16 protein-coding genes are annotated in these 17,435 nt (G+C 75.3%); 7 read left to right on the top strand and 9 right to left on the bottom strand.

Going from position 1 to position 17,435, the window contains the following annotated elements; genetic code table 11:
- Positions 1 to 2 precede the first annotated feature (2 nt).
- Positions 3 to 764, top strand: coding sequence for a class I SAM-dependent methyltransferase (locus tag ACFY0O_RS26420; protein ID WP_388950828.1), 762 nt, complete (start codon positions 3 to 5; stop codon positions 762 to 764).
- Between the two features lie 18 nt (positions 765 to 782).
- Here ACFY0O_RS26420 and ACFY0O_RS26415 read toward each other — a convergent pair whose 3' ends face one another.
- On the bottom strand, positions 783 to 1,460 hold the full coding sequence (locus ACFY0O_RS26415) for a uracil-DNA glycosylase (RefSeq protein WP_388950826.1): 678 nt from the start codon (positions 1,458 to 1,460) through the stop codon (positions 783 to 785).
- Between the two features lie 186 nt (positions 1,461 to 1,646).
- Between ACFY0O_RS26415 and ACFY0O_RS26410 the strand changes: the two genes are divergently transcribed.
- Positions 1,647 to 2,567 carry a sirohydrochlorin chelatase gene (locus ACFY0O_RS26410; RefSeq protein WP_388950823.1) on the top strand — a complete coding sequence of 307 codons (921 nt, stop codon included), beginning with the start codon at positions 1,647 to 1,649 and terminating at the stop codon, positions 2,565 to 2,567.
- Positions 2,568 to 2,649: 82 nt separating this feature from the next.
- Here ACFY0O_RS26410 and ACFY0O_RS26405 read toward each other — a convergent pair whose 3' ends face one another.
- The 3 genes from ACFY0O_RS26405 to ACFY0O_RS26395 form a co-directional block, all read right to left on the bottom strand.
- Positions 2,650 to 3,717, bottom strand: a complete 1,068-nt coding sequence (locus tag ACFY0O_RS26405) for a lactonase family protein (protein ID WP_388950820.1) — start codon at positions 3,715 to 3,717, stop codon at positions 2,650 to 2,652.
- Positions 3,718 to 3,771: 54 nt separating this feature from the next.
- Positions 3,772 to 4,911 (bottom strand): nitric oxide synthase oxygenase, encoded by a 1,140-nt coding sequence (locus ACFY0O_RS26400; RefSeq protein ID WP_388950817.1) that lies wholly within the window; start codon positions 4,909 to 4,911, stop codon positions 3,772 to 3,774.
- Between the two features lie 294 nt (positions 4,912 to 5,205).
- Positions 5,206 to 6,711, bottom strand: coding sequence for an FUSC family protein (locus tag ACFY0O_RS26395; RefSeq protein ID WP_388950815.1), 1,506 nt, complete (start codon positions 6,709 to 6,711; stop codon positions 5,206 to 5,208).
- A 337-nt stretch (positions 6,712 to 7,048) separates the two neighbouring features.
- Between ACFY0O_RS26395 and ACFY0O_RS26390 the strand changes: the two genes are divergently transcribed.
- The gene (locus tag ACFY0O_RS26390) at positions 7,049 to 8,680 is read left to right on the top strand and encodes an FAD-dependent monooxygenase (RefSeq protein WP_388950813.1); all 1,632 of its coding nucleotides are present in this window, start codon (positions 7,049 to 7,051) and stop codon (positions 8,678 to 8,680) included.
- Positions 8,681 to 8,688: 8 nt separating this feature from the next.
- On the opposite strand, the gene ACFY0O_RS26385 is transcribed toward ACFY0O_RS26390, so the two are convergent.
- The 3 genes from ACFY0O_RS26385 to ACFY0O_RS26375 form a co-directional block, all read right to left on the bottom strand.
- Positions 8,689 to 9,105, bottom strand: coding sequence for a universal stress protein (locus ACFY0O_RS26385; protein WP_358894641.1), 417 nt, complete (start codon positions 9,103 to 9,105; stop codon positions 8,689 to 8,691).
- Between the two features lie 10 nt (positions 9,106 to 9,115).
- Complete coding sequence (locus ACFY0O_RS26380; protein WP_388950810.1) at positions 9,116 to 10,636, bottom strand: APC family permease; 1,521 nt, start codon at positions 10,634 to 10,636, stop codon at positions 9,116 to 9,118.
- Positions 10,637 to 10,717: 81 nt separating this feature from the next.
- Positions 10,718 to 11,311: a histidine phosphatase family protein gene (locus tag ACFY0O_RS26375; protein ID WP_388950807.1), complete on the bottom strand. Its 594-nt coding sequence runs from the start codon at positions 11,309 to 11,311 to the stop codon at positions 10,718 to 10,720.
- Positions 11,312 to 11,373: 62 nt separating this feature from the next.
- Between ACFY0O_RS26375 and ACFY0O_RS26370 the strand changes: the two genes are divergently transcribed.
- Entirely contained in the window at positions 11,374 to 12,093 is a 720-nt protein-coding gene (locus tag ACFY0O_RS26370; RefSeq protein ID WP_388950804.1) for a YoaK family protein, read from the top strand.
- A 23-nt stretch (positions 12,094 to 12,116) separates the two neighbouring features.
- On the opposite strand, the gene ACFY0O_RS26365 is transcribed toward ACFY0O_RS26370, so the two are convergent.
- The gene (locus ACFY0O_RS26365; RefSeq protein WP_388950802.1) at positions 12,117 to 13,496 is read right to left on the bottom strand and encodes a cryptochrome/photolyase family protein; all 1,380 of its coding nucleotides are present in this window, start codon (positions 13,494 to 13,496) and stop codon (positions 12,117 to 12,119) included.
- A gap of 67 nt (positions 13,497 to 13,563) precedes the next feature.
- On the opposite strand from ACFY0O_RS26365, the gene ACFY0O_RS26360 reads away from it, so the two are divergent.
- Both ACFY0O_RS26360 and ACFY0O_RS26355 read left to right on the top strand, forming a co-directional pair.
- Positions 13,564 to 14,043 carry an Lrp/AsnC family transcriptional regulator gene (locus ACFY0O_RS26360; RefSeq protein WP_045950111.1) on the top strand — a complete coding sequence of 160 codons (480 nt, stop codon included), beginning with the start codon at positions 13,564 to 13,566 and terminating at the stop codon, positions 14,041 to 14,043.
- A gap of 45 nt (positions 14,044 to 14,088) precedes the next feature.
- Complete coding sequence (locus ACFY0O_RS26355; RefSeq protein ID WP_388950799.1) at positions 14,089 to 14,781, top strand: HAD family hydrolase; 693 nt, start codon at positions 14,089 to 14,091, stop codon at positions 14,779 to 14,781.
- A gap of 226 nt (positions 14,782 to 15,007) precedes the next feature.
- Here ACFY0O_RS26355 and ACFY0O_RS26350 read toward each other — a convergent pair whose 3' ends face one another.
- Positions 15,008 to 16,474: an MFS transporter gene (locus tag ACFY0O_RS26350; RefSeq protein ID WP_388950797.1), complete on the bottom strand. Its 1,467-nt coding sequence runs from the start codon at positions 16,472 to 16,474 to the stop codon at positions 15,008 to 15,010.
- Positions 16,475 to 16,575: 101 nt separating this feature from the next.
- On the opposite strand from ACFY0O_RS26350, the gene ACFY0O_RS26345 reads away from it, so the two are divergent.
- Positions 16,576 to 17,433: a helix-turn-helix domain-containing protein gene (locus ACFY0O_RS26345; protein WP_388950796.1), complete on the top strand. Its 858-nt coding sequence runs from the start codon at positions 16,576 to 16,578 to the stop codon at positions 17,431 to 17,433.
- Positions 17,434 to 17,435: the final 2 nt, after the last annotated feature.

Below are 17,435 nucleotides of genomic sequence, written 5' to 3'. Positions count from 1 at the left end.
GCATGGGCGGCTTGAGTACGGGGACGGCGGCACGCTGGGTGGAGCGCTGGGAGCGCCAGCAGCGGCGGTACGCGGTGGACCGCGAGGAGAGGTTCGCGGTCATCGCCGACCTGGTCGAGCACGTGGCGGGCGGCCGGCCGGCGCCGCTGGTGCTCGACCTGGGCAGCGGGCCGGGCTGCCTGGCGGCGCGGCTGGCCGCGCGGCTGCCGGGCGCGGAGGTGCTGGCGGTGGACGCGGACCCGCTGCTGCTGGAGCTCGGCAGCGCCCATTACGGCCGGGCGCTGCGCTACGTGAACACGCTGATCGGCGAGCCGGGCTGGGTGGGCCGGCTGGGTCTGGAGCGTCCCGCGGACGCGGTGGTGTCGACGACCGCCCTCCACTATCTCGGCGAGCGGACCCTGCGGCAGGTGTACGGGGAGCTCGCCGGGCTGCTGCGGCCCGGCGGGATCCTGGTCAACGGGGACCACATCAGCCCGGACTCGGTGCGTATGTCCGAACTCGCCCGGGACGTCGGGCGCCGCCACGCCGAACGCAACGCGGTCTGCGGGCACGAGGAGGACTGGGAGTCCTGGTGGGCGGGCGCGGCCGGCGATCCGGAGCTGGCCCCCCTGCTCCACCGCGGCGGCGAGGGCGGCCGGGCCCCGTGCGAGGGCAACGACCTCACCGTGTCCGGCCATCTCACCCTGCTGCGCGAGGCGGGGTTCGCGGACGTGGGGGTCGTCTGGCAGGTCGGTCCGAGCCACGTCCTGGCCGCCGTCCGCTGACGGCGGCCGGCGCAGCCGCTACGGGAGGCGCCACTCGACGGGCTGGGCCCCGGCGCGGGTGAGCAGGTCGTTGGCCCGACTGAAGGGGCGGGAGCCGAAGAAGCCCCGGTCGGCCGACATGGGTGAGGGGTGCGCCGATTCGATCGCCGGGAGGTCGCCGAGCAGCGGCCGGCAGTTGCGGGCGTCGCGGCCCCAGAGGATGGACACCAGCGGCTTGCCGCGGGCGGCGAGCGCCCGGATGGCCTGCTCGGTGACCTCCTCCCAGCCCTTGCCCCGGTGGCCGCCCGTCTTGCGCGGGGCGGTGGTCAGCGCACGGTTGAGCAGCAGCACGCCCTGCCGGGTCCAGGGGGTGAGGTCCCCGTTGGAGGGCCGGGGCAGGCCCAGGTCGGTGTGCATCTCGCGGAAGATGTTCTCCAGGCTCCCCGGGATCGGGCTCACCTCGGGGGCGACCGAGAAGCTCAGGCCGATGGCGTGGCCGGGCGTCGGGTAGGGGTCCTGTCCGACGATCAGGACGCGGACGTCGTCGAAGGGCTGCTGGAACGCGCGCAGGACGTTCGCCCCGGACGGCAGGTAGGTCCGGCCGGCCGCTATCTCGGTCCGGAGGAAGTCCCCCATGCCGGAGATGCGGTCCGCGACGGGTTCCAGGGCCTTCGCCCAGCCCGCCTCGACAAGTTCGTTCAAGGGTCGTGGTGCCACGCTGCGTCACTCTACTGGGTCACACTGACAGGGCGTTACCGGTACGTTCCGTCGACTGGTGCTCGCCGTCCGTCAGTTGATCCGGTTGAACCGTGTATCACCTTCAACGGATAAATGCGGACAGATGCCACCTGGACGGGCCCTGCCCGAACACCTGGTTCCGATAAGCCAGTAGCATGCGGCGCCATGAGCTCCCCCACTGGGCCCGCAAACGGCCTGCCCGTACGAATGCCGCGACCCCGCCAGACCGGACGGCACCGCCGGCCCGAGCCCGCGGTGGCGCCCGAGGGCGCGCCCGCGCTGGTGCTCGCCGTGCCCGGTGCCCCCTCGACCGCCTCCCGGGGGCTCGCCGAAGAGATCATCAGCATCGGCCGCTCCGAGCTGCCCGGCCTGGAGGCCCGGATCGGTTACCTGGAGGGCGAGGACGGCGAGGGCAGCGAGTTCCCGTCGCTGTCCGGGGTGCTGGACGCCGTCGCGGACGAGCGAAGCGTGCGCGCGGAGTTCGCCCGCGCCGCCGGTCACGAGGTGCCCGCGCCGACCGGTCCGGACGCCGTGGTCGTGCCCCTGCTGGCCGGCCCGGACGCCGACCTGCTGCGCCGGATGCGCCAGGCGCTGATGGACTCCTCGGCCGCCGCCGAGCTGGCCGACGTCCTCGGCCCGCACCCGCTGCTGGCCGAGGGCCTGCACGTGCGCCTCTCGGAGGCCGGTCTGGCCCGCGCGGACCGGGCCCGGCTGTTCACCGTGGCCACCGCGGCCGACGGCATCATCCTCGCCACCACCGGCGGCGAGGAGGCGGTCCAGGCTGCCGGGATCACCGGCATGCTGCTGGCCGCCCGGCTCGCGGTGCCCGTGATGGCCGCCGCCCTGGACCAGGAGGGCTCGGTGGCGGCGGTCGCCGCCGAGCTGCGCGGCGCGGGTGCGGTGCAGCTGGCGCTGGCGCCCTACCTCATCGGTCCGGAGGCGGCCGAGGGGCTGCTGGACACGGCCTGCAAGGAGGCCGACTGCGCCACCGCCGAGGTGCTCGGCGCCTACTCGGCGCTCGGCAAGCTGGCCGTCGCCCAGTACAGCGCGGCCCTGGGCCTCCAGTTGGGCGCTCCGGCCCAGTAGGACGCGGTACGAGGAGGGCCCGCCCGGCAGGTTCCCGGGCGGGCCCTCCCGCCGTTCGCGGGCCCGCGCCCCGCGGCGGGCCTCAGCCGAAGACCACGCAGGAGGCGGCGGGGGCGGGCAGCGAGCCCGCGCGGACGGGCCGGCCGGTGCCGGGGTCCACGTCGAACCAGGTGACGTCGCCGGAGCGTTCGTTGGCCGCGTAGAGGCGGCGGCCCGCGGGATCCGCGGTGAGGTCGCGCGGCCAGTGCCCGCCGCAGCCGACCGTGCTCGTGGGCCGCGGCTCCTCGGGGCCGTCGGCGAGCGAGAACGTGACCAGGGCGTCGGCCCCGCGCACCGCCGCCCACAGGAAGCGGCCGTCGGGCGAGGCGGTGATCGCCGAGGGGTAGGCCCGTACGCCCTGCTGGGCGCCCGCCGGAACGACGGGCACCTCCGCGACCGGGTCGAGCCGCCCGGCGTGCGCGTCCCAGCGGCAGACGGTCAGCAGCGGCTCCAGCTCGTGCAGCACGTAGGCCACCGCGCCGGCCGGATGGAAGGCGAGGTGGCGCGGGCCGCTCCCGGGGCGCAGGGCGACGCGCGCGTGGACCCGGAGCCGCCCGCCGGCCGGGTCGGGCGCGCAGACCCGTACGGCGTCGGTGCCGAGGTCCACGCCGAGGACCCAGCGGCCGGTGGGGTCGGGCAGGACCTGGTGGGCGTGCGGGCCCGCCTGGCGGTCGGGGTCGGGGCCGGAGCCCTCGTACTCCAGGACGGCGGGGGGTCCCGCGGGGCTGCCGTCGGCGGCGAGCGGCAGGCTGCTGACGCTGCCGGAGGTGTAGTTGGCGGTCAGCAACCGCCCCCCGGCCGGCGCGAGGTGGGTGGGGCCCGAGCCGCCGACCGGGGCGGGGGCGCCGAGCGGCGCGAGCCCTTGGGCGGTGGGGCGGAAGGCGGCCACCGCGCCCCGCTCGGTCTCGCTCACCGCGTAGAGCACGCCGGTGGCCGGGTCGAGCGCGAGGTACGAGGGGTCCGGCAGGGAGCCTTCCGCCGAGAGCGGGGTCAGCGCTCCGGTGGCCGGATCCACGGCCGCGGTGAGGACACCGCGGCCGCCCCCCGAGGTGAACGAGCCGATGTAGGCCCGGTGTCCGCCGCCGTGGTCCGTGCTGTGCGCGCCGTCCACCGGTGCCCCTCTCCGCCGTCCCGGATCCGTTCCGAGCCGACCGTAACAGAAGGTCTAGACCAAGTCCCGTCCCCAGGCCCGTTCCTGCGCGCCGTCGTGGTGGACGTAGGCGGTCGCGCTCGGCCGGTCCTCGTAGGTCCGGTGGAAGACGGGGGTGGCGGCGCCGGAGATCGGCGGGACGATCCAGGACCAGTCGGCGCCCACCTCGCGGCCCTTGCTCTCCTCGCGCTCCAGGTGCGAGAGGAACCGCCGGGACTCGGTGTGGTGGTCGGCGATGGTGACCCCGGCCCGGTCGAAGGAGTCCAGCACCGCCCGGTTGAGCTCGACCAGGGCCCGGTCCTTCCACAGCGAGCGGTCGCTGGAGACGTCGAGGCCGAGGCGGCGGGCGACGGCCGGGAGGAGGTTGTAGCGGTCGGTGTCGGCGAGGTTGCGGGCGCCGATCTCGGTGCCCATGTACCAGCCGTTGAAGGGGGCGGCCGAGTAGTGGATGCCGCCGATCTCCAGGCACATGTTGGAGATGGCCGGTACCGCGTGCCAGCGCAGCCCCCAGTCCGACCAGTCGTCCTGACCGTCGGGGTGGCGGATCGGGACCTCCAGCACGGCGTCGGCGGGGGTGTCGAACCAGCGGGGCTTGTCGTCGACGCCCTGGACCACCAGCGGGAGGAGGTCGAAGGGGGTGCCCGCGCCGCCGGCCCAGCCGAGCCTCAGCAGGGCTTCGGTGAGCGGTCTGTTGCGGGCGTCGCCGACGGTTATCGACGGGTGGTCCCCGTAGCCGGCGTAGCGCACCAGCTGCTCGCTCCAGATCAGCGGGCCGGGCCGGTCCGGGGCGTCCGGGGCGAAGACGGTGATGGTGGGCCGGATCCGGCCGCCGTTGGTGGCCTCGCGCAGGTGCTCGAAGCACTCGGCGGCGATGCCCTCGGCGTCGGTCACCCCGCGCCGGTCGCGCACGCGCAGCGAGTTCCAGTAGAGCCGGCCTATGCAGCGGTTGCTGTTGCGCCACGCCACCCGGGCCCCGTGGACCAGTTCCTCGGAGGTGTGGCGGTAGGTGCCGGTCTCCGCGAGCTCGGCCCGTACGGCGGCCAGCCGGGCGCGCGGATCACCGGTCTGCGGATTCTCCCGGTGGAAGAGCCGGATGAACTCCTCGGCTTCCTCCCACACCTGAGCCTCGCTCGAGTGCTTCTGCAGAATTTCCATTCCGGGCGGTTACCCCCTGTCCGGACAGATCCACCCTGTACATGCCGGATGAATGTGCAGTGAACAATCACCCGTTGTACATGCCGCAGGTCAGCGCCGGGCCCCTGGAGCCGACGGAACACTCCTCCGAGTGATCTTCAGGCATTGGCCTGCGGTTGGGGTGCGGTGAGGCGTACCATCCCCGGCATTCCGGGAGTTGGGGCGTCAGCCAGGGGCGCCTGGGGTGGTCATGACCCCGACCGTACTCCGCCCCCGCCCGCGCGCGGGGGCGGTTGACGTCAGGCGCGGTTGACGTCAGGCGGTGACGACCAGCGGGGCGCGGGGGTCGGTGCGCAGCGGGGTGGCAAGGGCGACCAGGGCCGTCTCCAGGCCGTGCAGGTGGGCGAGGGCGGGCTCGGTTCCGGCGGGGGCCGCCGGGGTGGCGGGGGCGCCGGCCTCCGCCGCGCCCTGCGGGGCGGTGAGCGCCTCCACGGCGGCCTCGACCCTCCAACAGGCGGCGGCGAGGCGGGCGTCGTGGGAGGCCTGGGGGTCGGCGGCGACGGAGACGAGCCCGCGCACCTCGCGGGCGCAGTCGTCGAGCAGGGCCAGGACCTGGCGGGCGCGGGCCTTGCGGGCGCGCAGCGGGCTGAGCGGGTGGACCAGGGGCGCGAGCGCCATCCGCACCCGGGCCAGGAGGAGTTCCAGTTCGGCCGCGTGCGGGGCGGGGTCGGCGTCGGGGTCGCCCGCGAGGCGGTCGAGGGAGGCCGCGGTGGAGGCCCGTACGCAGTGCAGGGCGCGCTGGATCCAGGCGTCGTTGGCGGCGTGCGTGGTGACCGGCAGGATCAGGGTGACGCCGAGGGCCGCGCCGAGCGCGCCGACGGCGGTCTCCTCGAAGCGCAGGAGCAGCAGCCCGGGGTGGAGCACGCCGAGGAGCCCGTAGAGCAGCCCGGCCATGACGGTGACGAAGAACATCATCCAGGAGTACGAGGGGGCGGCCGTGTAGAAGATGCCGAAGACGCAGACGGCGACCAGCGCGGCGGTGGGCGCGGGGGCTCCGTGCAGCGGTACCGCGATCAGCAGGCCGGCGGCGATGCCGGTGACGGTGCCCAGGACCCGGCGGAAGCCGCGTACCAGGGTCTCGCCGCGCGAGGCGGTGTTGACGAAGATCCACCAGGCGGTGCCGACGGCCCAGTACCAGCGGTCCTCGGACAGGATCTGGCCGACGGCGAGCGCGAAGCCGCAGGCGACGGTGGCCTGGAAGGCCTGGCGGGTGGTGGGCCGGGCCAGGCCGGTGCCGGGCAGCGGCGGCGGGGCGGCGGCCGGGGGCGTCCGGCGCTCGATGGGCCACAGCACGAACCGCACGGTCCCGGCCGACAGGAGGGCCAGGGCGACGGCGGCGAACAGCTCGGGCAGCTGGGCGGGCCGCGCGTGCAGGAACTGGGTGACGAAGAACATCATGAAACCGAAGATGCCGAGGGCGTGCCCGCGCGGCCCCCAGCGGCGGGCGTAGACCCCGGCGAAGACGACGGCGAGCCAGGCCGCGTCGCGCACGGGCGGCATGCCGTGCAGGGAGGTGGCCAGGACCAGCACGGGGAACCCGGCGACGGGCAGCAGGGCGGTGGTCACCCGCTGGGCGCGGACGTCCGCGTCGAGGACGGTGAACAGCGCGAGCAGGGCCGCGAGGCCGCCGGTGATGGACGCGGTGAGCGAGAGCCCCGCCAGTTCGGCCACCGCGACCGCCAGTCCGGTGCCGATGACCGCGCGCGTGGAGTTCCTGAGTCTGGCGCGCCCCGGATCCGGAGCCGTGAACATCCTCTTCATGGCGGTGTGCCGCCCCCCTCGGAGTGCTGCCCGCCGGCCGGCGTCCGCCCGGGGGTGGTGGGCGGCGTACGGGCACGGCGAAGGCGCCGCGCTCCGGTCCGGCGTCGTTGCCGGCCGGCGCTGCGCGGCGCCGAAAGTACATGGATACGACACAGATAAGCATCCGTAGGGGCATTGGCTCAAGGCGGGCTGCCCGCACTGGGCCATTGGCACCCCCGCAGGGGGATGTTTCCGGCCATGGGCGGGCCAACGGATCGGCCGTGCGCGCAGGCGGCCGCAGGGGGGCGCGCGGCGGGTCCGGTGGCGGGGGGCGCGGGCCGGTGGACACGATGGACGCATGGACCGCGGAGCGGTGGACGTGCTGGTCGTGGGCGCCGGGCCGGTGGGGCTGACGGCGGCGGTGGAACTGCGCCGGCGCGGGGTGTACTGCCGGATCGTGGACCGGCTGCCGGCCCGGCTGCCGTACGCGAAGGCCGTCGGGATCCAGCCACGCACGCTGGAGCTGTGGGACCGGGCGGGGATCGTCGGGGACGTCCTGGACGCAGCGGTCCCGCTGCGCGGCCAGCTGGCCTACGTCGACGGCGAGGAGCGGGAGCCGGTGCGCCTGGCGCTGCCGCCCGAGGTGCCGTACGGGTTCGCCGCGCTGCCGCAGTACGAGACGGAACGGATCCTGGCGGCCTCGCTGGCCCGGTTCGGCACGGGGATCGAGCGGGACACCGAGCTGGTGTCCTTCACCCAGGACGAGGACGGGGTGACCGTCCTGCTGACGGGACGGGGAGGCGGCGAGGAGCTGCGGACCCGGTACCTGGTGGGGTGTGACGGGGCTCACAGCACCGTGCGCAAGGGGCTGGGGCTGGACTTCGCGGGCGGGGCCTTCCCCGAGGAGTACATGCTGGCCGACGTGGAGGCCGACTGGGACCTCCCGTACGGGTACGCCGTGCGGGCCGTGCGCCACGGCGCCGACGGGGAGATCGACGACCTGCTGGTCTGCGTCCCGCTGCCGGGCCCGGGGCGCTACCGGATGTCCATGCCGGTGCCGCCGGAGCTCTCCGCATCCGCCGCGCCGGCCGCGGGCGACGGGGTGGCACACGGGCTGGAGGGCTCCCGGGCCCCCGCCCTCGCCGACGTCCAGGCGGCCTTGGACCGGATGGCGCCCCGACCGGTGACCGCCTCGGCCCTGCGCTGGTCCTCGGTGTTCCGGATCAGCCACCGGATCGTCGACCGGTACGCGTCGGGCCGGGTCTTCGTCGCCGGGGACGCGGCGCACATCCATCCGCCGACCGGGGCGCAGGGGATGAACACCGGCATCCAGGACGCCTGGAACCTGGCCTGGAAGCTCGCCCTCGCCGTCGGCGGCTCCGCGCACCCCGGGCTGCTCGCCAGCTACGACGCGGAGCGGCGCCCGGTCGGCGAGGAGGTCGTCGGCCGGACGGTGCGCCATGCCCGGCAGGCCGCCGGGGCGGGTGACGGGCGGACCGCGGCGCTGCTGCGCGAGGCCCAGCTGCTGGTGGGCTACCCCGACAGCCCGGTCGTCCTGCGGCCGGCCCCCGGGGAGGCCGGCGGCTCCGGGCCGGGGCCCGGGGAACGGGCCCCCGACTGCGGCGGTCTGGCCGGGGAGCTCCCCGCCTATCCGCTGCGGCTCCACGACCTGCTGAGGGACCGCGAGCACGTGCTGCTGGTGTACACCGACGGCGCGTGGGACGCGTACGTCCCCCGACTCGCCGCACTGACGGGCGGGTCGCCGGCGGGGCGGCTCACGGCGTACGCGGTCCTCACCGAGGGCGGGACCGCGCCCGCCGGGGCCACGCCGATGCCGGTGTACCGCGACGCCCGCGGCGAGTTCGCCCTGCGCTACGGGGTGCGGGCGCCGACGGCCTTCGTGGTGCGCCCGGACGGCTACCTGGGTGCGCGGCTGTGCCCGCCGACCGCCGAGGGTCTGGCCGGATACCTGGCGGGGGTCTTCGCCTGAAGGCCGGACTAGGGCTCGGTGGGGACGCAGAGCACCGGGACCGGGGAGAGGTGCAGGAGCTTGTGCGGGGTCGAGCCGAGCAGGGCGCCGCGGATCGGGCTGTCGCCCCAGGTGCCGACGATGATGACCCGGGCGTCGTGGAGTGCGGCGGCGGCGAGCAGGGCCTGGGCCGGCTTGTCGTCCATGACCTCGACCGCCGAGGGCACCCCGGCCTCGTCGGCGGCCTCGACGGCCCGGGCGAGGGCGCTGCGGCCCGCCTGGAGGACGGCCTCGCGGTGGGCGCGGTACTCCTCGCCCGCGGAACCGGGTGCGGCGGCCCCGTAGACGAGGACCAGCGGCTCCCCGAAGGCGGTGGCCACCTCCAGGGCGACGCGCAGGGCGCGCTCGGCGCCGGGGGACTCGTCGTACCCGAGGACTACGGACATCGGGGTCTCCTCAGTTCTCGCGGCCGCGGACGAGGGCCGGGTCGACCACGCCCCGGCGCTCCTGCCAGAACCTGCCGTCGCGGACCCGCCAGAAGACCATGAGGAGCACGCCGACGACGGCGATGCCGATCCCGATGACCAGGGGCGGGCCGAGGCCGAACCAGGAGACCCCGCTGGCCGAGTTCCGCGGGTTGGACATGTCCTCGATGGACTCGACCAGCAGCCAGGCCAGCAGTCCGGCGCCGACCAGCGGGCCGACGCCGATGAGGAGCAGGTTGTGCGCGTTCTCCAGCAGGTGGCGGCGGTAGTAGACGGCGCAGGCCAGGCCGGTGAGCGCGTAGTAGAAGGCGATGAGCAGGGAGAGCGCGGTGAGGGAGTCGAGGAGGGCGTTCTCGCTGATCTGGTTGACGGCGAGGTACCAGACGACGGCGATGGCGGCCACCCACCAGGTGCTGACGTCGGGGGTGTGGAAGCGGTGGTGGATGTGGGCGAGGTGCGGGGGCAGGGCGTGCCGGCGGGCCATGGACAGGGCGGTGCGGGAGGCCGGGATGATCGTGGTCTGGGTGGAGGCGAGCGCGGAGGTGCAGACGGCGAGGAGCACCATCCAGTCCCAGCCGCCCATCACCTCGTGGGCGAGGACGGCGAAGACCGCCTCCTCCTCGCCGGCGTTCTCCGCCAGGAACTTCGTCCCGGCGTAGGCGACGATGGCGAAGCCGACGGACAGGTAGGTGACGAGCAGCACCAGGGTGGACCAGATGCCGGCCTTGCCGGGCGCCGTGGCGGAGTCCTCGACCTCCTCGGTGAGGTTCACGGCGGACTCCCAGCCCCAGTAGATGAACACGCCCAGCAGCAGGCCTCCGGTGAGGGCGCTGCCGCCGGCGCCGAAGGGGTTGAGCCAGGTCACGGAGGGGTGGACGGAGTCCAGGGTGCTGGTGCCGGCGTAGACCCGATAGATGGCGACGACGGCGAAGACCAGGAGGAAGAGGACCTGGGCGAGGATGAGGACGTCCTGGAAGTGCGCGGACAGCTCGGTTCCGATGACGCAGATCGCCGTCATGGCGAGGATCACCACGACGGTGAGGGTCTGGCGGACCACCGTGTTGCCGGCCAGGCCGTCGAGGCCGGCGGCGAGCAGCCCGAAGTGGACGGCGACGTCGGCGAGGGAGCCGATGACGAGGACGCCGGTCATGGTGATGGCCCAGCCGCCGAGCCAGCCCGCCCAGGGGCCCATGGCGCGGGTCACCCAGGAGAAGGTGGTGCCGCAGTCCTGGTCGACCTTGTTGAGGTAGTAGAAGGCCGCGGCGATGAGCAGCATCGGCACGAACGAGGCCAGCATCACGCCCGGTGCGTAGATCCCGGCGATGGCGACGATCGGGCCGATGACGGCGGCCAGGGAGTAGGCGGGCGAGGTCGAGTTCAGGCCGATGACCAGCGCGTCGAGGAAGCCGATCGCGCCGGCCTGGAGGGTGTCCTCGTCGTCGGCGGCGCCGCGGAGGGTGTCCTCCGGTCGGCCGCGGTCGCCCTGGTCCATGTACGCATGGTCACGCGGGGGGCTGGGGCGCGCGAGGCGGCGCGGGTCGTCCGGGTGGCGGGGGCCCGCGCCGCGGACCGGTCAGGGGCGGGTGTTCCAGCCCGCGATCACCGGGAGGCCGTGCTCCGTGGAGAGTTCGCTGACGGTGCCGGTGCGCAGCAGGAAGAGCCGGCCCGCCTCGGGGGGCAGGCCGAGGTAGCGGGCGGTCAGGACGCGCAGGAAGTGGCCGTGGGCGACGAGGACGACGTCCCCCTTGTCCGCGCGCAGCACCTCCGCGGCCCGGTCCAGCACCCGGTCCGCGCGGGCCCCGACCTGGGCGGCGCTCTCACCGGGGTGCGCGGCGTCGCCCGGCGGGACGCCGTCGGTCCACAGCGACCAGTCGGGGCGGGTCCGCTGGATCTCGGCGGTGGTGATGCCCTCGTAGCCGCCGTAGTCCCACTCGTGGAGGTCGGGTTCGGGCACCCCGTCCGTCAGTCCGGCCAGTTCGGCCGTGGCGACGGCCCGGCTCAGGGGGCTGGTCAGGACCAGGGCGGGGTGCCGGTCACGGAAGTAGGGGGCCAGCGAGAGGGCTTCGTCGGCCCCGCGGGCGGTCAGCGGGACGTCGGTGAGTCCGGTGTGCCGCCCGTTGGCGCTCCACGCCGTCTCCCCGTGCCTCACCAGCAGCAGTTCACTCATACCCCGGACCCTAGGGGGAGGCGCTCGCGCCCGGCATGTCGGGGCGGTGGAGCGGGGCGGCCGTGTCACTGTCTGGCGTCATGGACGTGCGTGCGGGGCGGCGGCTGACCGTGTTGCTGCTGGTACTGACCTGGGTGACGGGGTTGGTCGAGGCGGTCAGTCTGCTGGCGCTGGGACCGGTGTTCACCGCGATGCAGACCGGCAACGTGCTGTTCCTGTCCTTCGGGCCGGCCCACCAGGGGCACCTGCCGGCCCTGGCGCCCGGGGTGTCGCTGCTGTCGTTCGCCCTGGGGGCGGTGTGCGCGGCCCGGCTGGAGGGGGCGGCGCAGGCCCGGGGGCGGCACTGGTTCGTGCTCGGGCTGTCCGTCGAGGCGGCGCTGATCACGGTGGCGGCGGGGATCGGCTGGGACCTGGCGCCCCGTTACGGGTCCCCCGCCGCCCGGCACCTGCTGACGGCCTCCGCCCTGGCGGTGGCGATGGGGTTCCGCAACGTCACGAGCATGCGGGTCGCCCTGCCCGGGGTGCCCACCACCCTGGTCACCCGGACGATGACGGCTCTGCTGGGCGGATCGGCGCTGGGACACGACAGCGCCTTCGGCTACGGGACGGGGGCGTGGGGGCGGCGGGCGTGGGCGGTGTCGGCCATGTTCACGGGCGGGCTGACCGGGGGGCTGCTGGTGCGGGCCGGGTGCCCGGTGAACTGGCTGCTGCTCCCGGCGGCCGCGCTGGTGCTGGCGGTGGCCGCGGCGTACGTGCGGCAGCCGGCCCTGCGGGGCGTCTGACGCGGGGCCGGTCGCGCTCCGCGTCAGGCTCCCTGCCGGGCCGCGCGGAAGCGGGCCTGGGCTTCGGCGAGGTCCACCAGCGGCTCGGGGTAGTCGAGGCGGGCCCGTTCGGCGGCGGGCAGTTTCCAGGGCTCGTGGACGCGGGGCGCGGACAGGCCGGAGAGTTCGGGGACCCAGCGGTGGACGTAGCGGCCCCCGGGGTCGTAACGCAGGCCCTGGCGGACGGGGTTGAGGACCCGGTTGGGACGGGTGTCGGTGCCGGTGCCGGCCACCCACTGCCAGTTGAGCTGGTTGTTCGCCACGTCCCCGTCCACGAGGAGGTCGAGGAAGTGGCGGGCTCCGGTGCGCCAGTCCGCGTAGAGGGTCTTGGTGAGGAAGCTCGCGGCCAGCAGCCGGCCCCGGTTGTGCATCCAGCCCTCGTGGCGCAGCTGGCGCATGGCCGCGTCGACGACCGGGTAGCCGGTGCGGCCGTCCTTCCAGGCCTGGACCTCCTCCTCGGCGCCGGGGCCGGTGCGCCAGCGGTCGTGGCGGGGGCGGTAGTCCTGGGCTGCGGCCTCGGGGCGGGCGGCGAGGACCTGGTGGTGGAAGTCGCGCCAGCACAGCTGCCGGACGAAGGCCTCGGCGCCGGGACCGCCGGCGGTGCGGGCACGCGCGGCGGCCTCGACGGGTGAGAGGGTGCCGAAGTGCAGGTGGGGGGAGAGCCGGGAGGTGGCGTCGGCGGCGAGGTCGTCGTGGGTGTCCTCGTACCGGGCGATGCCCGAGCGCAGCCAGCGGGTCAGCATCCGGCGGGCCTCGCCCTCGCCGCCGCGCGCCAGGCCCGGGGAGGTCCCGGTGACGGAGGAACGGCGCGGGAGGTCCTCGGAGCCGAGGTCCTCGGGTACGCGGACGGCGCGCGGTGCGGCGGCCACCGGGCGCGGTGGCGGTTCGCTCCAGCGGCGCAGGTACGGGGTGAAGACGGCGAAGTGGTCGGCGCCCTTGCCCTTCGGGAGGACCGCGCCGGGGGCCACCGCCGTGATCACCGCGTCGTGCGCGTGCAGGGCGCACCCCTGGGAGCGGAGGGCCTCGCGCAGCCGCCGTTCGCGGTGCTGGGCGTAGCCGCTGGCCCCTGCGGCGAGGTGCACCTGGCCGGCGCCGGCCTCCCGGACGAGGGCGCAGACCTCGTCCACCACGTTCCCGGAGCGCAGGACGAGGCGGCCGCCGCGGTCGCGCAGTCCGGCGTCGAGGTCGGCGAGGCAGTCGGCGAGGAAGGCCAGCCGGTTGGGCACGGCGAAGCCGGAGCGCTCGATGTCACGGTCGCGGACGAAGAGCGGGACCACCCGGTCGCAGGCGGCCAGGGCGGCGCGCAGCGGCGGGTGGTCGTGCAGGCGCAGGTCGCTGGTGTACAGGACCACGGCGGTGTTCACGGTGCTGGTCTCCCCCGTCCGAAATCCGGGCGATCCGGGCTGAAGGGACCATTGGTACAGTCCTGGCATGGCGGTGGACGAGCTCGACACCCGGATCCTGCGTCTGCTGATCGAGCAGCCGCGTACCAGTGTCCGCGAGTACGCCCGGATCCTCGGCGTGGCGCGCGGGACCCTCCAGGCCAGGCTGGACCGGCTGGAGCGCACGGGTGTGATCACCGGCAGCGGCCCGGTGCTCTCCCCCGCCGCCCTCGGGCACCCGGTGCTGGCCTTCGTGCACATCGAGGTGACCCAGGGGCACCTGGACGACGTGGGCGACGCCCTGGCCGCCGTGCCGGAGATCATCGAGGCCTTCTCGATCACCGGCGGCGGGGACCTGCTGACCCGGGTGGCCGCCCGGGACAACGCGCACCTGGAGGACGTGATCCAGCGGCTGATCCGGCTGCCGGGGGTGGTCCGCACCCGGACCGAGGTGGCGCTGCGCGAACGGGTCGCGCACCGGCTGCTGCCGCTGGTCGAAGCGGTGGGACGGGCTGCGCGCAAACCCTGACAGGATGGAGCGCACCCCCTAGGACCGGCAGGACGGGCACATCGGATGATCTCCGTCATATTCGATCTCGACGGCACCCTCGTGGACAGCGAGCCGAACTACTACGAGTCCGGGCGCCGCACCCTCGCGCGCCACGGCGTCCCCGGCTTCACGTGGGAGGAGCACTCCCGGTTCATCGGCATCGGGACCCTGGAGACCCTGGGGCTGCTCAAGGAGCGGTACGGGCTGCGGGCGCCGGTGGAGCAGCTGCTGGCGGAGCAGAACGCCGCCTACCTGGAGCTGGCCCGCACCCGCACGGAGGCCTTCCCCGAGATGCGGGCGTTCGTGGAGCGGCTGCACGCGCGGGGTGTCCCGATGGCGGTGGCGTCCGGGTCCTCCCCCGAGGCGATCGAGGCCGTGCTGGAGGGGACGGCGCTGGCCGCCTGGCTGACCACCGCGGTCTCCGCCGAGGAGGTCGAACGGGGCAAGCCCGCGCCGGACGTGTTCCTGGAGGCCGCGCGCCGGCTGGGCGCGGCCCCGGCCTCCTGCGTGGTGGTCGAGGACGCGGCACCGGGGGCCCTGGCGGCCCGCGCGGCCGGGATGCACTGCCTGGCGGTCCCCTATGCGGCACCGGCCGCGGGGGAGCCCGCCTTCGCCGGGGCGGGCCTGCTCTTCCCCGGCGGCCAGGCGGAGTTCAGCGCGACGGCGGCCGAGGAGTGGCTGGGCACGCTCGGGGGCGGGTGGACCGGGGGCGAGTGACCGGGCGGCCGTCAGCGGCGGGCCGGACGGTCTGCGGCCGGGGCCCGGGGCGCAGGCGAGCGGGATGCAGGTGACCGGGGCGGTGCGGCCGAGGCACAGGCCGCCGGGGCGGCGGCCGGGACGCAGGTGACCGGGGCGATGGCGGCCGGGGCGCAGGCCAGCGGGACGGTGGCCGGGGGTCTCGTCGGGCGGGGTGGGGGCCGACGGCGGGGCGTGGGGCGGGGGGTCAGCCCATGGCTCGCGGGAGGCGGAGGCTGAGGAGCACCGTCAGGGCGATCAGCCCGAGCTGGACCAGCAGGGTCGTGGCGAGGGCGTCCCGCATCCCGAGCGAGGCGGCCAGCGCCAGGAAGAGGCTGCCGACGGTCGCCACGCCCAGGGCGAGCGAGGACTGCTGCGTGGTGACCATGACCCCGCTGCCCACGCCGGCCCGGTCGGCCGGCACGTCCGAGAGCATCAGCCGCATCAGCACCGGCAGCTGGAGGCCCTGGCCGACGCCGGCGACGGCCATCCCGGGGGCGAGGGCCCCGAGTCCCAGGCCTGGCCAGCCGCGCCAGACGGTCACCAGCAGCAGGCCGATCCCGGCGGCCTGGATCAGCCCCCCGGCGGTGACGACCCGGCTGCCGAACCGCCCGACCAGCCGGGGTCCGGCGAGCGACGCCGCGAAGAAGCCGAGGGCCAGCGGCACCAGGGCGAGCCCGGCCGACACCGGCCCCAGGCGCAGCCCCTGCTGGAGCGCGACGGCGAAGGCGAACATGAACCCGCTGAAGCCGATCGAGAACGGCAGCAGCATCACCAGCCCGCGCCGCAGCGACACCAGGCGCAGCAGGCTCGGCGGCACCAGCGGGGTCCGCCCGAGGCGGTCGGCGCGGCGCTCGGTCAGGTAGAAGGCGGCGGCGGCCAGCGGGGAGACGCCCAGCGAGACCCAGGTCCACAGCGGCCATCCGGCGGCGCGGCCCTCCGTGAGCGGGAGCAGCACGGACACGAGCGTCAGGCCCAGCAGCAGCGTTCCGGGGACGTCCACGGAGGCCGGGCGCTCGGATCGGGTCTCGGGTACGGCCCGGACGGCGAGGACCAGCCCCGCCAGCACCACCGGCACGTTGACCAGGAACACCGAACGCCACCCGGAGCCGGCCACGTCGGCGGCGACCAGGATCCCGCCGAGGATCTGCCCGGCGACCATCGACAGTCCGGCGGTGGCCCCGTACAGGCTCATCGCCCGGGCCCGGCGCGGGCCCTGGGTGGTGGCCTGGATGGTGGCGAGGACCTGCGGCAGCATCAGCGCGGCCGCGGCGCCCTGGGCCACCCGGGCGCCGACCAGCGTCCAGGCGGTGGGGGCGAGTCCGCAGGCGAGGGAGGTGACGCCGAAGGCGGCCATGCCGACGAGGAACAGCCGGCGCCGGCCGGCCGTGTCGCCGAGGCGGCCGCCCAGCACCAGCAGCACCGAGTAGGCGACGCCGTAGCCGCCGACGACCAGCTCCAGCATGGCCGGTCCGGCGGCGAGGTCCGAGTCGATGGCGGGCAGCGCCACGTTGACGATGAAGAAGTCGATCAGCGGCAGGGCCGCGCCCAGCAGCACGGTGAACAGCCCGAGCGGCGAGATCCCCCCGGCCTCGCGGGCCGGGTCGGGAGCGGGAGCGGAGGCGGAGGGCGTCAGGGCCGGACGGTGCGGCGTTCGTATGGTCGTTTCGGTCACGGAAGAGACGATCCTCCACCGCTCAGCCTGGTACCAGAGTCTGTTTATCCTGGTACTCGGAGTACCTGGAAAGCGGCTGCGCGATACGGCACGCTGGACCCATGACCACTGTGGCCCCCCCGAGCGACCTGCGCCGGCACGAGCTGGCCGACTTCCTGCGCAGCCGCCGCGAGCGGATCACCCCCGAGCAGGTGGGGCTGGTCCGCGGCCGGCGCAGGCGCACGCCCGGGCTGCGCCGCGAGGAGGTCGCCCAGCTCTCCGCCGTCGGCGTCACCTGGTACACCTGGCTGGAGCAGGCCCGCGAGATCCAGGTGTCCCCGCAGGTGCTGGACGCCCTGGCGCGCGCCCTGCTGCTGGACTCCACCGAGCGGGCGCACCTGTTCGCCCTGGCGGGCAGCACCGACCCGGCGCCGGACACCCGGTGCGCGAGCGTGACCCCGGCTCTGCGGGCGATGCTCGACCAGCTGGACCCGATCCCGGCGTGCGTGCAGAACAGCCGCTACGACATCCTCGCCTACAACGCCACCTACGCGCGGCTCCTGTGCGATCTGGACCGGCTGCCGCGCGAGGACCGCAACTGCCTGTGGCTGGCCTTCACCAACGCCGAGTGGCGGGCGTCGCTGGCCGACATGCCGGACGTGAACCGGCTCCTGGCGGCGAAGTTCCGCGCCTCGATGGCCGGCCACCTGGCCGAACCGGCCTGGAAGGCCCTGCTGGCCCGGCTGGACGCCGCCTCGCCGGAGTTCCGGGAGATCTGGGCGCGCCACGAGGTGGTCGGCCTGGGCAGCAACAAGAAGTACGTCCGCAACGCCCATGTGGGCCTGCTCCGGCTGGAGCACACCAGCCTCTGGCTGGGCCCGGCGGCCGGTCCCCGGCTGACGACCTTCGTCCCGCTGGACGAGGAGACCCGGCTGCGCCTGGCGGAGCTCCACTCCCTGTCCGCGCCGGTCGCGGCCTGAGG

It is taken from the genome of Streptomyces sp. NPDC001594 (assembly GCF_042893675.1).
Classification (GTDB): domain Bacteria; phylum Actinomycetota; class Actinomycetes; order Streptomycetales; family Streptomycetaceae; genus Streptomyces.
The sequence above is the reverse complement of the archived record's forward strand: the minus strand, read 5'-3'. Positions and strand labels throughout refer to the sequence as shown.

Coding starts and splice junctions, on each gene's coding strand:
- ACFY0O_RS26380 (WP_388950810.1), bottom strand. CDS start 10,636: ATGGACCAGGGCGACCGCGGCCGACCGGAGGACACCCTCCGCGGCGCC.
- ACFY0O_RS26410 (WP_388950823.1), top strand. CDS start 1,647: ATGAGCTCCCCCACTGGGCCCGCAAACGGCCTGCCCGTACGAATGCCG.
- ACFY0O_RS26375 (WP_388950807.1), bottom strand. CDS start 11,311: ATGAGTGAACTGCTGCTGGTGAGGCACGGGGAGACGGCGTGGAGCGCC.
- ACFY0O_RS26395 (WP_388950815.1), bottom strand. CDS start 6,711: ATGAAGAGGATGTTCACGGCTCCGGATCCGGGGCGCGCCAGACTCAGG.
- ACFY0O_RS26420 (WP_388950828.1), top strand. CDS start 3: ATGGGCGGCTTGAGTACGGGGACGGCGGCACGCTGGGTGGAGCGCTGG.
- ACFY0O_RS26390 (WP_388950813.1), top strand. CDS start 7,049: ATGGACCGCGGAGCGGTGGACGTGCTGGTCGTGGGCGCCGGGCCGGTG.
- ACFY0O_RS26385 (WP_358894641.1), bottom strand. CDS start 9,105: ATGTCCGTAGTCCTCGGGTACGACGAGTCCCCCGGCGCCGAGCGCGCC.
- ACFY0O_RS26360 (WP_045950111.1), top strand. CDS start 13,564: ATGGCGGTGGACGAGCTCGACACCCGGATCCTGCGTCTGCTGATCGAG.
- ACFY0O_RS26400 (WP_388950817.1), bottom strand. CDS start 4,911: ATGGAAATTCTGCAGAAGCACTCGAGCGAGGCTCAGGTGTGGGAGGAA.
- ACFY0O_RS26355 (WP_388950799.1), top strand. CDS start 14,089: ATGATCTCCGTCATATTCGATCTCGACGGCACCCTCGTGGACAGCGAG.
- ACFY0O_RS26345 (WP_388950796.1), top strand. CDS start 16,576: ATGACCACTGTGGCCCCCCCGAGCGACCTGCGCCGGCACGAGCTGGCC.